This window comes from Lysobacter sp. Root916, assembly GCF_001429785.1.
Classification (GTDB): domain Bacteria; phylum Pseudomonadota; class Gammaproteobacteria; order Xanthomonadales; family Xanthomonadaceae; genus Lysobacter.
In genome coordinates this window covers 241,806-254,434 of the sequence record NZ_LMJF01000014.1, presented here as the reverse complement: position 1 = coordinate 254,434, position 12,629 = coordinate 241,806, and the positions used below count along the sequence as shown (strand labels likewise).

Sequence of the window (12,629 nt, the reverse complement as noted above, 5' to 3'; positions counted from 1 at the left end):
ACGCCGGGCGCGGAAGCCAGACAAGCCGCGCGCGCCGGCGCGCACCGAACATGCCTCGGCACGTGTCCGCGTGCGCTGCGCAGGAGTCGGTCGATGGATCCCATCCGGGACGGCACCATCCTTTTGCTGTCGGCACTGACGCTGCTGGCCCTGGGCTATGTCGGGCGCTGGTGGATGATCGAACGCGCGCGCCGCGTGCCGACGGACGCGCCGCGTCGGCCGGATGCGCGCGATCTGGCGACCGGCTTCGTCGCCAACTTCTTCGACACCCTCGGCATCGGTTCCTTCGCCACCACCACCGCGATCTTCAAACTGCGCGGCCGCGTCGACGACGACCGCATTCCCGGCACCTTGAACGTCGGCAACGCGCTGCCGACCGTGGTCCAGGCGCTGATCTTCATCGCGGTGGTGGAAGTCGACCTGACCACCCTGCTGGGCATGATCGGCGCGGCCGTGGTCGGCGCCTGGCTGGGTGTGCGCGTGGTCGCGCGCCTGCCGCGGCGCGCGATCCAGATCGGCATGGGCGTGGCCCTGCTGATCGCGGCCGGGCTGTTCCTGGCCGCAAACCTGGATTGGCTGCCCGGCGGCGGCGTCGCGCTGGGATTGGAAGGCGGCAAGCTCGTGTTCGCGATCGCGGTGAGCCTGTTGCTGGGCGCGCTGATGATGCTGGGCATCGGCCTGTACGCGCCCTGCCTGATCCTGGTCGCGCTGCTGGGCATGAATCCGATCGCCGCGTTCCCGATCATGATGGGCGCCTGCGCTTTCCTGATGCCGGTCGGCGGCGGCGCCTTCGTGCGCTCGGGCCGCTACGACCTGCGCGCGGCGCTGGGCCTGGCGGTGGGCGGCATTCCGGGCGTGCTGATCGCCGCGTTCGCGGTCAAGTCGCTGCCGCTGGAATGGCTACGCTGGCTGGTGGTGGTGGTGGTGCTGTACGCGGCCGCGCAGATGCTCATGTCCGCGCGCAAGGCGGCGCGGGCTTGAGCCGGCGATAGTCGCGCGGGGTCAGGCCGACGCTGGCCTTGAACTGGCGGCTGAAGGCGCTTTGATCGGTGAAGCCGCACTGGTGGCCGATCGCCGCGATGGTGTCCTCGCCGTGCAGGCGCTGCATCGCCGCTTCGATGCGCAGGCGCGTGAGCCATTGCTGCGGCGCGAGCTGGAACACGCGCCGGAACTGGCGTTCCAGTTGCGACAACGACAGGCCCGCCAATTCCGCCAGGGCCTGCATGCGCACGGGTTCGCCGTAATGCGCTTCCATGTGGTCGAGCACGCGGCGCAGGCGCGCGTAGCCGGGATGACGGCCGTCGGGCTGGGCGAGGTCGCGCGAGATGCCGATCAGGCCCAACACCTGGCCTTCGTGCCATAGCGGCTGCTTGCTGGTCAGGCACCAGCCCGCGGCGCGGTTCTGGAACATGTGCATTTCCAGCTGGTCGTCGATGCGCCCGCCGGCCAGCACGCGCCGGTCCTGCGCGGAGTAGCTGTCGCCCAGGCGCGCCGGAAACAACTCGCTCGCGCCGCGGCCGATCACCGCCTCGCGCCCGCCCAGGCCCAGGCGCTGGACCAGGGTCTGATTGGCGTGGGTGTAGCGGCCCTGGCGGTCCTTGATGAAGAACACCACGTCGGGCAGACGATCGAACAACTCCTGCAGGAGGTCCGGGTCCACCAGCGGCAGCGGCGCGGAAGGCATCGTCCGATTATGCGGCGCGCGCGAAACTTTGTGCCGATTTCCGCATCCGCCGTGGCGCAAGCCCGCTAGACCCGCATGCGCCCTCGGCCGGACCATGGCGATCATGCGCAGCATCGACTACATCGACAGCCACACCGGCGGCGAGCCCACGCGGGTGGTGCTGTCCGGCATGCCCGATCTGGGCACCGGCGATCTGGCCGAGCAGCGCGCGGCCTTCGCCGCCCGCCACGACCGCTGGCGCAGCGCGATCGCCTGCGAGCCGCGCGGCTCCGACGCCATGGTCGGCGCCTTGCTGCTGCCGCCGCAGCACGTGTTCTCGGTGGCCTCGACGATCTTCTTCAACAACGTTGGCACCCTGGGCATGTGCGGCCACGGCACCATCGGCCTGGTGCGCACGCTCGCGCACTTGGGCCGGATCGGCCCGGGTCGGCATGCGATCGACACGCCGGTGGGCACGGTGGTGGCGCAGCTGCACACCGACGGTCTGGTCTCCATCGACAACGTCGAAAGCTATCGCCACGCCCAGGACGTGGTGCTGGACGTGCCCGGCTACGGCCGCGTGCGCGGCGACGTGGCCTGGGGCGGCAACTGGTTCTACATCACCCGCGACGGCACGATCCCACTGGCGGTCGCGCATTGGCGCGCGCTGACCGCCTACACCGAGGCGATCCGGCACGCGCTGGAAGCCGCCGGCGTGCGTGGCGCGGGCGGCGCCGAAATCGACCACATCGAACTCAACGGCGCGGCCACCACGCCCGGCGTGGATGCGCGCAACTTCGTGCTGTGCCCGGGCCTGGCCTACGACCGCTCGCCCTGCGGCACCGGCTTCTCGGCCAAGCTGGCCTGCCTGGCCGCCGACGGCGCGCTCGCGCCCGGTGCGGTCACGCGCATGGAGAGCGTGCTGGGCAGCGTGTTCGAAGGCAGCTACGAACATGCCGCCGATGGCCGCATCCGTCCGCGCATCAGCGGCCGCGCGCATCTGATGGCGCAGGGCCGGCTGCTGGTCGAGGACGACGATCCCTTCGCCTGGGGCGTGCGTCCCGAGTAGACGCCGCGCGCCGCGAACCCTTTCAACACCGTATCGAACAGGATCCCTACATGAGCAACGCAAGCTTCTGGCGCGGCGTCGTGCCCGCCATCACCACGCCGTTCGCCGCCGACGGCTCGGTCGACCATGCTTTCCTCGCCCGCCACGCCAACCAGCTCATCGACGCCGGCTGCACGGGCATCGTGCCGCTGGGTTCGCTGGGCGAGGGCGCGACGCTGTCGTTCGAGGAGAAGCTGGCGATCATCGAAACCCTGGTCGCGGCACTGGGCGATCGCGCGCCGGTGATCCCCGGCATCGCCGCCCTGTCCACCGCCGAGGCCGTGCGCCTGGCCCAGGCCGCCGAGCGTCTGGGCGCGCGCGGCCTGATGGCGCTGCCGCCCTACGTCTATTCCACCGACTGGCGCGAGATGGGCACGCACATGCGCGCCATCCTCGAGGCCACCGACCTGCCGGTGCTGCTGTACAACAACCCGGTCGCCTACAAGACCGACTTCGTGCCCGAGCGCATCGCCGAGCTCGCCGCCGCCTATCCGAACCTGCAAGCGGTCAAGGAATCCTCCTGCGACATCCGCCGCTTCGCCGCGATCAAGGCCCTGCTGGGCGACCGCCTGGAACTCATGGTCGGCATGGACGATGCGATCGTGGAAGGCGTGTCGATGGGCGCGGTGGGCTGGATCGCCGGCGTGGTCAACGCCTTCCCGGCCGAATCGGTGCGCGTGTTCGAACAGGCCCGCGCCGGCGGCGCGCCGGCGGCGATGGCGCTCTACGCCTGGTTGCTGCCGCTGCTGCGCATGGACACCGTGCCCAAGTTCGTGCAGCTGATCAAACTGCAGCAGCAGCGCGTGGGCATGGGCGACGAGCGCGTGCGCGCGCCGCGTATGGTGGTGGAGGGCGCCGAACGCGCCGAGGCGCTGGCGGTGATCGAGCACGCCCTGGCTACGCGCCCCAAGCTTTGATCCAGGCCACCCCGCGAGGAACCAGCGCATGCAACCGATTCTGATCGCAGGCCAATGGCAGCAGAGCCGCGACGACGCCGGCGGCTTTCGCGCGTTGGATCCGGCCAGCGGCGAGCCCATCGGCGAGCTCTTTCCGCGCTCGGGCCCGCGCGATATCGAGGCGGCCGTGGCCGCGGCCAGCGCGGTCGCCGACGAACTGGCGGCGACCGCGCCCGCGCGCATCGCCGATTTTCTCGAACGCTACGCGGCCGGCATCGAGGCGGCCGCGGACGAACTGGTCGCGATCGCGCATGCCGAAACCGCGCTGCCGCTGGCGCCGCGCCTGTCCGCGGTCGAACTGCCGCGCACCACCGGCCAACTGCGCCAGGCCGCGGCGGCGGTGCGCGCCTACGCCTGGACCCATCCGGTCATCGATACCCAGGCCGGCCTGCGCGCGCACTACGCGCCCCTGCACAAGCCGGTGCTGGTGTTCGGCCCCAACAATTTCCCGTTCGCCTTCAACGCGGTGGCCGGCAGCGACTTCGCCTCGGCCATCGCCGCGCGCAATCCGGTGATCGCCAAGGCCCATCCTTCGCATCCGGGCACCAGCCGCGTGCTCGCGCGCATCGCCCATGAGGCCGTGCACGCCAGTGGCCTGCCGGAAGCGACGGTGCAGCTGCTGTACGACCTCGACCCCGAACGCGGCCTGCAGCTGGCCGGCGACCGCCGCCTGGGCGCGATCGGTTTCACCGGCAGTCGCGGCGGCGGTCTGGCGCTGAAGGCCGCGGCGGACCGCGCGGGCATCCCGATCTACGCCGAGATGTCGAGCGTCAACCCGGTGTTCCTGCTGCCCGGCGCGCTGCGCGAACGCGGCGAGACGCTGGCGCAGGAGTTCTACGCCTCCTGCACCCTGGGCAGCGGCCAGTTCTGCACCAACCCCGGCGTGGTGGCGCTGCCGCAGGGCGAGGACGGCGACGCCTTCGTCGCCGCTGCCGCCGCGCGCTTCGCCGCCGCGGCGCCCGCAGTGCTGTTCTCTTCCGGCGTGCAGCGCCAGCTGGAGCTGGCGGTGACGCGGCTGCGCGCGGCCGGCGCGCAGGTGGTGGCCGGCGCGGCGCAGGCGTCGGGTCCCGGCGCGCGTTTTGCGCCGACCCTGCTGAGCGTGGACGGCGCGGACTTCCTAGCCGCCGCCGAAGCCCTGCAGCAGGAAGCCTTCGGACCGGTGTCGCTGCTGCTGCGTTATCGCGACGCCGACCAGGCCGTGGCGATCGCGCGCGCCTTCGACGGCAATCTCACCGGCAGCCTGCACAGCGCCGCCGACGGCAGCGACGAGGAAACGCGCACGCGCATCGCCGCGGCCTTGCGTCCGCGCGTGGGCCGTCTGATCGACGACAAGTGGCCGACCGGCGTGGCCGTGAGTGCGGCCATGCAGCACGGCGGGCCCTATCCCAGCACCAGCCACGCCGGTTTCACCTCGGTCGGCATGCCCGCGTCCATCCATCGCTATGCCGCATTGCACAGCTACGACAACGTGCGCCAGGACCGCCTGCCGCCCGAGCTGCGTGACGTCAACCCCGGCGGCGTGCAACGCTGTATCGACGGAGTCTGGACCACCGCCAACCTCGATTCGGGCGTTTGACGCGACCGGGTCGGATCGATGCGCGTCGGCGTGCTCGGCCCGCATCGAACCACTGGCCGAGTGACAGAACATGAGTCGTGAAAACAATCCGGACTACGATATTCGGCTGCCGCCATGGAATGCGCCCGATCCGCAGTTCGGATTGGCCGGGAAAAATCGCAAGAAGACCCTATTGGCGGGGAAAGCGCCTTGGCGCATCGCCCCGCGCGAAAAGCACGAGCCCGTGCATGGCAAGGCGAGCTCGTGCGATTCCCTGTTGAGCGTTCATCCCAACGCCATCGTGGTCGGCGCGCCGGCGGGCACGACCGAAATCGCATTCATGATGGGCTTGTATACGATACTCATCGGATTCGCCGCCGGCATGTTCGGATGGGGTGCCGTCGAATCCATCATGGATCTGGATCCGAGCAAGTCGGATCATGTCTTGAATGCATCGATTTCCATCGTCTCGACGCTCGCGGCGCTGTTCTTTCTGGTTGCGGCGATCTTTTTCTTCCGGGTTGGATTTCTTACCCCCCGCGATCTGCCGGTCCTGTTCAACCGCCAGACACGAGAGGTTTCATTCTTCGCCGTCATCCCGATGAAGTTCTGGAAATTCTGGCAACGTGCCGGCGTTGGCGAGGTAAAAACCTATCGCTGGGACGATGCCCATGCGCGCAGCTATCGACTCAACGAGATGACGGGCGAAGCGGCGCGCACTACGTATCTGCTGGCGTTGCTGTGGGACGACCCCAAGCAACCCGGGCAATGCCCGCAGATCGCGACCATCGGCTACAAGGGTTGGTGGGAGGATGAGTTGCTGTGGCGCCTGTACGAGCACATTCGACGCTACATGGAAGAGGGCGGCCCGCCGATTCAGCCGGGCGAGAGCCTGCGGCGTTCGGGAACGGGCGCGTTGCCGCAATTCCCAGCGCAGGTCATCGCCGCCGCCGGCGGGCCGGCCTTGAGCGAGGACGCCGTGCATCGGCTGGCGAGCGTTCGCGAATGACGCCCCCTTGTCGTCTACCAGCGCCCACGACGCCGGCCTCGCCGCGGCCGGCATGCCCGCATCCATCCCTCGCCATGCCGCGCCGCGCCGCCGCGACAACGCGCGCCAGGACCGCTTGCCGCCCGCATCGCGTGACCTCGGCTGCGACAGCATGCAAGGCTGTATCGACGCAATCTGGACCACACCCGCTCCGACTCGAGCGCCTGACGCCACCGGGTCGGATCGGTGCGCGTCTCCCGTTTCGCCCGCATCCATCTTCGCCGAGAGTCCGCGCATGATCGTTCGCCTGCTGTGTCCGCCCTTGTTGCTCGCCGTGCTGTCGTTGACGGGCCCGACGCCGGCCAGCGCCGCCGACGCCGGCGCCAGCGCCGCCGCCGCGCCCAACGAGACCACGCGCCAGTTGCGCGAGCTGTACGACGCCGAGTGGCGCTGGCGCCAGCAGGAATTCGTGCGCGTGCGCGAGCCCGACGGCCGCTGGGAAGACGGCGACCGCATGCCCAGCGTCACCCCGCAGGCCTGGCAGCGCCGCGTCGCCTACTGGGAAAAGGCCCTGGCCCAGCTCGACGCGCTGCCGCAGGCGCAGCTGTCGGACGAGGAACGCATCAACGCCGCGGTGTTCCGTACCTCGGTGACGATCGAGCTCAACAACGCGCGCTACCGCACCTATGAGGCGCCGTTCAACAGCGACACCTTCTTCTGGGGTGGGCTCAACCCGCGTCGCCCCTACCAGAAGGCCGAGGAATACCGCCGCCTGCTCGGCCGCCTACACGACCTGCCGCGCTACTTCGACGAGAACATCGCCAACATGCGCGCGGGCCTGGCGCGCGGCTACAGCGTGCCGCGCGTCGCCATCGAAGGCCGCGACCGCACCATCGAGGCCTATGCCAAGGGCGGCGCCGACAATCCGTTCACCGCCACCTTCGCCGCGATTCCCGCGCACCTGGGCGAACAGACGCGGCGCGCCCTGCAGGCCGAGGGCGAGCGCGCGATCCGCGACGAAGTGGCGCCGGCCTACGCCAAGCTGCTGCGCTTCATGCGCGAGGAATACCTGCCGCGCACGCGCACCAGTACCGCCGCGCGCGAGCTGCCCGACGGCGAGGCCTTCTATCGTAGCCAGATCCTCGAATACACCACCACCGACCTGACCCCGGCGCAGATCCACGAGATCGGCAAGCAGGAGGTCGCGCGCATCTCGGCCGAGATGCACGAGGTGATGCGCAAGGCCGGCTTCAAGGGCAGCTTCGCGGAGTTCCTGGCGTTCCTGCGCAGCGATCCGCAGTTCTACGCCAAGACCCCGCGCGAACTGCTGTCGTATTCGGCCTACGTGACCAAGAAGGTCGACGGCCGCCTCGAGGACCTGTTCACTCAGCTGCCGCGCAAGCGCTTCGCGATCCTGCCGGTGCCGGACGACATCGCGCCGATCTACACCTCCGGGCGCGGCGGCCTGGACTCGTGCCTGATGAACACCTACGACCTGCCGTCGCGGCCGCTGTACACCCTGGCCGCGCTGACCCTGCACGAATGCGTACCCGGCCACAGCCATCAGGCGGCGATGGCGCTGGAAGCGCCGGACCGTCCGGACTTCCGCCGCCAGACCTATTTCTCCGGCTACGGCGAAGGCTGGGGCCTGTACACCGAATGGCTGGGCATCGAGCTGGGCGTGTACGAAACGCCGTACGAGGATTTCGGCCGCCTGACCTTCGAAATGTGGCGCGCCGCGCGGCTGGTCATCGACACCGGCCTGCACGAATACGGCTGGAGCCGCCAGCAGGCGATCGACTATCTATCGCAGCACACCGCACTGGCGCCGCACGATATCCGCACCGAGGTCGATCGCTACATCAGCTGGCCCGGCCAGGCGCTGGCCTATTACCTGGGCTATCGCAGCATCCGGCAGCTGCGCAGCGAGGCGGAGACGACGCTGGGCACGCGTTTCAACGAGGCCAAGTTCCACGACACCCTGCTGAACCTGGGTTCGGTGCCGCTGCCGGTGCTGGAACGCGAGATGCGTCGCTTCGTCGCTACGAGCCAAGCCGAGGCGAGCACCGCGCCGGCCGCCGCCGCGCGCTGAGCGAGCGCCTAGGCCGCGCCGTCCCGCGAGCGGGGACGGCGCCTGTGGCAGGTTGCGCGCCATCGCAGCTTACGCCGCTCCCACAGAGAGCGCGAAGCTCGCATCGTCGGTGAAGCGACGCGGTGGCGACTTGCGCCGCTCCTGCATCGAAGAGGCGTGGCTTTCTGTGGGAGCGGCGTAAGCCGCGATCGCACCACCCACATCCGACGCAAGCCCGCCCGCCCCTGTAGGAGCGGCGCAAGCCGCGACCGCGCCACTCGCATGCGACGCCAGCTTCGCGCTCTCTGTGGGAGCGGCGTAAGCCGCGATCGCATCACCCACATCCGACGCAAGCCCGCCCGCCCCTGTAGGAGCGGCGCAAGCCGCGACCGCGTCATCCACTTACGACGTAAGCCTCGCCCCACCAGCACAAGCGGCGCCCCACAGAGACTTTCCTCGGTCATAAGACGCGATCGATCAGCAGCGAACGCACCGCCATTCCCATCCGCCGGAACGACCGCGGCAACAAAACAAACCGCGTCCAACAAACGCGCGTCGAGCACACAACGAATGTGCGCAACTCTGCTCTCAAGGCAGCCTGAAATCGCACGCGACCAAGGTCACATAGACGCGCGCGCGCTCACTCGCCAAGACTGATCGCGCATCCTGCAGCACCTCAAGCCTGGAGCGCCCAGCACCATACCGAACCGTCGCATACGATCCGCGCTCGCAATTCGATCCCATGCGCGGTCGGTCCGACGCCGGGTCCGGCTGCGCGCGTATCCCGCGCATCGGCTGTCCTGGACTGCGATGGTTCGGAGATGTTCCCGAGGTGAGCGCAGTTTGCCCTTGCCGCCGCCGACGTCGATCCGCTATCGACGTCGGCGGAACCGTCGCTTACGACCAGTGAGTCCTGCCATGTCCATCATCGCCCGTTTCCTCGCCATCGCGACGCTGTGCCTATCGTTTGCCGGCGCCGCGAGCGCGCAGACCGCCATCGCGATCAACAATCCCAGCTTCGAGACCGACCCCATCGCGGGCGCACAGGCCCCGGTCTTCCAGATCCGAGTGCCCACAGGCTGGACGGCGGTGGGACCTAGCCAGGGCTCCGGCCTGCTCGCACCCAACGCGACCTCCAACGATACGTTCTACCCCGGCGCCACCTACGGTTTCGACGGAAATCAGATCGCATTCCGCTACCAGGATGGCGGCGCGCTGGAGCAGGTGCTGAGCGAACGTCTGCAGGCGAACACCCGTTACACCCTCAGCGTCGCCAGCGGCACGCGCGCACCCGATGCCCAGGGCAGGGACCTGTTCGCCGGCTACGACATCCGCCTGGAAACCGAGAACGGCCATCTGGTCGGCGCCTGGAGCGGCATCGGCCGCAACCTCGCACCCTCGGCGCAGTTCACCGATACCACGCGCATGTTCGACAGCGGCCCGGCGCCGGCCGGCGTCGGCGAGCGCCTGCGCATCCGCCTGCGTCAGGTCGTGCCCAACTACGGCTACACCGATCTGGACAACGTGCGGTTGAGCAAGACGCCCTTGCCCGCACGCGCAACGCTGCCGATCGACGTGGTCATCGTGGCCGGGCAGTCCAACGCGCACGGCTGGACCGCGCGCTCCGATCAACTCGGCACCGCAAACGCGCCCTATGCCCTTTGGCCGGATTCGCGGGCCTTGCTGGGCTATCACCAGCGTTCGATATCCGACGCCGTCGCCAACATCGGTTCCATGGGGCAGCTCGACACCCAGGGCTCGGGCTTCTCAGGCAACTACGACGGCTTCGGCCCGGAGCTGTCGCTGGGCGGCGATCTGGCCGCGCTGAACAAGGCGCCGATCGCGGTGATCAAGTACGCCGTCGGCGGGGCGGGTCTGTACTACGGCTTCCAGAAGCGCAATCCGGCCGGCTACGAGGCGCTGTATCCGCCGATGATCCAGCACATCCAGACCATGCTCGCCCAGTTGCGCGCGCAAGGCTACACGCCCAGGCTGCGCGCGATGTTCTGGCTGCAGGGCGAGACCGACGCGATCTACGGCGGTGCCGCGCAGTACGAGGCCAACATCAAGCAGTTCATCGCTGACGTGCGCACCGATATCGAGGCGCCTGAGCTGCAGTTCTATCTGACCCAGATCAATCCCTACATGCCCGCCTTCGCGTCCTATCAGGCCACGGTGCATCAGGTGAACATGGGCATGGTCAACGCCGCCGCCGCCGATCCGTCCCGGGTGTTCTTCGTCGCCACCGACGATATCCGCTGCGGCTTCGCACCCGACGGCATCCACTACACCGCCAACCAGACCATCGCCATCGGCCAGCGTTGGGCCAACCTCTACCTGCGCTTCAACCCCTGAGCAACAGCAGTGGCCGGTCCGCGGGGTCGTAGCCTCGGGCCGGCCCTGCACCTTCCGCCGCCGCCGCACCGACGCGGTGCGCCCGCTTGTCCGAACCGGCCAAGCGCATCCGGAACCGGACCGATTTCGCGTTCCCGAGCCGCCATCTCCTCTACCGGCGCCGCTCTGCCGTAGCATGCTCGCCTGCGGCCGAGCATCGGCGCCGCGGCGACGGATCGCCCCGATCCCGATACGCCGCGTGCGGTCTATGATCGTCTTGCGCATGACTTGTGGCTGCGATGCGGAACCATTGCAACGCTAGCCCGGGTTTTTGCATCGATCCTGTGGATACCACCCCGGCGCCGCGCGCCGACCACCGAGACTGCCCCATGCCGTACAGCCGAATTCCGCGCTCCCTGCTGCCGCTGCTGTTGCTGACCAGCCCGGCCGCGTTCGCCTCCAACGCCACCGACACCACCAGCTGCCACGCCGGCGCCTATCGCCTCGACGACGGCAGCATCGTCGACGTCGCCAACGTCGACAAAGGCGCGCTGCGCTGGCGCCTGATCGACGGCCGCACCGGCCGCCTGAGCGAGCGCGACGGCCAGTGGACCAGCACCCTGGGCTGGACCGAGCGCCCCGACAGCGTGCGCGTGAGCTTCGGCGACTGCGGCCAGGGCAAGATCGCCTTCGAGGGCAAGAACGGGCGCAAGCTCAAGTTCGACATCACCGAGACCCGCTTCGAAGGCAACGACGTCAACCTGCGCGGCCGTCTGGTGCTCCCGCCCGGTGCCGGCCCGGTGCCGATCATCGTCACCGTGCACGGCTCGGAGGACTACTCCGGCGTCAACCGCTATCACATGCAGAACCTGTACCCGGCCAACGGCGTGGGCGTGTTCGTCTACGACAAGCGCGGCACCGGCGAATCCGGCGGCAAGTACACCCAGGATTTCTACCTGCTGTCCGACGACGCCAAGGCCGCGCTGCGCGAAGCCAAGCGCCTGGCCGGCAAGCGCGCCGGCCGGATCGGCTTTTCGGGCGGCAGCCAGGCCGGCTGGATCGCACCGCTGGCCGCCAGCAAGACCCCGGAAGCGGCCTTCGTCGCGGTCGGCTACGGCATGGCGATCAGCCCGCTGGGCGAGGACGCCGGCCAGGTCGCGCTGGATCTGCGCAACGCCGGCTACGGCGACGACGTGGTGGCCAAGGCGCGCGAAGTCACCGACGCCACCGGCAAAATCGTCGCCTCGCACGGCAAGGACGGCTGGGACGCGCTGACCGTGGCGCGCAACAAGTACGGCCAGGAAAAGTGGTGGGGCGCGATGAAGGGCGAATACACCGGCCTGGTCGTCTCGCACACCCCGCAGCAGCTCAAGGCGATGGAGCCCGAGCTGGACAAGGGCACCAGCTGGGACTACGACCCGATGCCGGTGCTGCGCGAACTCAAGGTGCCGCAGCTGTGGATGCTGGCCGGCGCCGACCGCGAAGCGCCGCCGGAGGAAACCCGCCAGCGCCTGCAGTCGGTCGCCGCCGAAGGCCGTCCGCTGACCCTGGTGGTGTTCCCCGACACCGACCACGGCATCCTCAAGTTCGAAACCGCCGCCAACGGCGAGCGCACCGAGACCCGCATCGCCGACGGATACTTCCGCATGCAGCTGGACTGGATCAAGACCGGCAAGCTCGGCCGCGGCCCCTACGGCGACGCGCAGGTGCTGACCGGCGCCGCGCCCGCCGCACCGGCGACGCCGGCCGCCGCGCCCAAGGCCGCCAAGCCTTAAGCCGACGCGCATCGCCGGCAGCAACGAAGGGCGCCGCAGGGCGCCCCTCGCTTTTGCGGCCAACCGGTTCGGCGCAGCGGGGCGCAACCGCGTTGACACGATCCGACCGCGTTGCCGACCATGGCGCCCGCGCCAGGGGGCGCGTCGGCGCGTCGCGCCTACCGATACGCGAACAGGGG

At 69.4% G+C, this 12,629-nt stretch carries 9 protein-coding genes; 8 read left to right on the top strand and 1 reads right to left on the bottom strand.

Annotated features, from left to right (window positions below; translation table 11 throughout):
- Positions 1-93 precede the first annotated feature (93 nt).
- A complete protein-coding gene (locus tag ASE35_RS15930; RefSeq protein WP_082611318.1) occupies positions 94-981 on the top strand; it encodes a sulfite exporter TauE/SafE family protein in 888 nt (295 codons plus the stop codon).
- On the opposite strand, the gene ASE35_RS15925 is transcribed toward ASE35_RS15930, so the two are convergent.
- Complete coding sequence (locus tag ASE35_RS15925) at positions 950-1,684, bottom strand: AraC family transcriptional regulator (RefSeq protein ID WP_056177510.1); 735 nt, start codon at positions 1,682-1,684, stop codon at positions 950-952. The two genes, ASE35_RS15930 and ASE35_RS15925, sit on opposite strands and share 32 nt — an antisense overlap.
- 103 nt (positions 1,685-1,787) lie before the next feature.
- Between ASE35_RS15925 and ASE35_RS15920 the strand changes: the two genes are divergently transcribed.
- The 7 genes from ASE35_RS15920 (at position 1,788) to ASE35_RS15890 (ending at position 12,450) form a co-directional block, all read left to right on the top strand.
- The gene (locus ASE35_RS15920; RefSeq protein WP_057164548.1) at positions 1,788-2,732 is read left to right on the top strand and encodes a proline racemase family protein; all 945 of its coding nucleotides are present in this window, start codon (positions 1,788-1,790) and stop codon (positions 2,730-2,732) included.
- A 50-nt stretch (positions 2,733-2,782) separates the two neighbouring features.
- Positions 2,783-3,688, top strand: a complete 906-nt coding sequence (locus tag ASE35_RS15915) for a dihydrodipicolinate synthase family protein (protein WP_057164461.1) — start codon at positions 2,783-2,785, stop codon at positions 3,686-3,688.
- A 28-nt stretch (positions 3,689-3,716) separates the two neighbouring features.
- Entirely contained in the window at positions 3,717-5,303 is a 1,587-nt protein-coding gene (locus ASE35_RS15910; protein ID WP_057164460.1) for an aldehyde dehydrogenase family protein, read from the top strand.
- Between the two features lie 70 nt (positions 5,304-5,373).
- Positions 5,374-6,291 carry a DUF6708 domain-containing protein gene (locus tag ASE35_RS21790; RefSeq protein ID WP_200957046.1) on the top strand — a complete coding sequence of 306 codons (918 nt, stop codon included), beginning with the start codon at positions 5,374-5,376 and terminating at the stop codon, positions 6,289-6,291.
- Between the two features lie 274 nt (positions 6,292-6,565).
- Positions 6,566-8,362 carry a DUF885 family protein gene (locus ASE35_RS15900; RefSeq protein WP_057164459.1) on the top strand — a complete coding sequence of 599 codons (1,797 nt, stop codon included), beginning with the start codon at positions 6,566-6,568 and terminating at the stop codon, positions 8,360-8,362.
- A gap of 897 nt (positions 8,363-9,259) precedes the next feature.
- On the top strand, positions 9,260-10,696 hold the full coding sequence (locus ASE35_RS15895; protein WP_057164458.1) for a sialate O-acetylesterase: 1,437 nt from the start codon (positions 9,260-9,262) through the stop codon (positions 10,694-10,696).
- A gap of 368 nt (positions 10,697-11,064) precedes the next feature.
- On the top strand, positions 11,065-12,450 hold the full coding sequence (locus ASE35_RS15890) for an alpha/beta hydrolase (protein WP_162259065.1): 1,386 nt from the start codon (positions 11,065-11,067) through the stop codon (positions 12,448-12,450).
- Positions 12,451-12,629 lie beyond the last annotated feature (179 nt).

Excerpts from the sequence above, each read along its gene's own strand:
- ASE35_RS15930 (WP_082611318.1), top strand. The coding sequence starts at position 94 with ATGGATCCCATCCGGGACGGCACCATCCTTTTGCTGTCGGCACTGACG.
- ASE35_RS15925 (WP_056177510.1), bottom strand. The coding sequence starts at position 1,684 with ATGCCTTCCGCGCCGCTGCCGCTGGTGGACCCGGACCTCCTGCAGGAG.
- ASE35_RS15920 (WP_057164548.1), top strand. The coding sequence starts at position 1,788 with ATGCGCAGCATCGACTACATCGACAGCCACACCGGCGGCGAGCCCACG.
- ASE35_RS15915 (WP_057164461.1), top strand. The coding sequence starts at position 2,783 with ATGAGCAACGCAAGCTTCTGGCGCGGCGTCGTGCCCGCCATCACCACG.
- ASE35_RS15910 (WP_057164460.1), top strand. The coding sequence starts at position 3,717 with ATGCAACCGATTCTGATCGCAGGCCAATGGCAGCAGAGCCGCGACGAC.
- ASE35_RS21790 (WP_200957046.1), top strand. The coding sequence starts at position 5,374 with ATGAGTCGTGAAAACAATCCGGACTACGATATTCGGCTGCCGCCATGG.
- ASE35_RS15900 (WP_057164459.1), top strand. The coding sequence starts at position 6,566 with ATGATCGTTCGCCTGCTGTGTCCGCCCTTGTTGCTCGCCGTGCTGTCG.
- ASE35_RS15895 (WP_057164458.1), top strand. The coding sequence starts at position 9,260 with ATGTCCATCATCGCCCGTTTCCTCGCCATCGCGACGCTGTGCCTATCG.
- ASE35_RS15890 (WP_162259065.1), top strand. The coding sequence starts at position 11,065 with ATGCCGTACAGCCGAATTCCGCGCTCCCTGCTGCCGCTGCTGTTGCTG.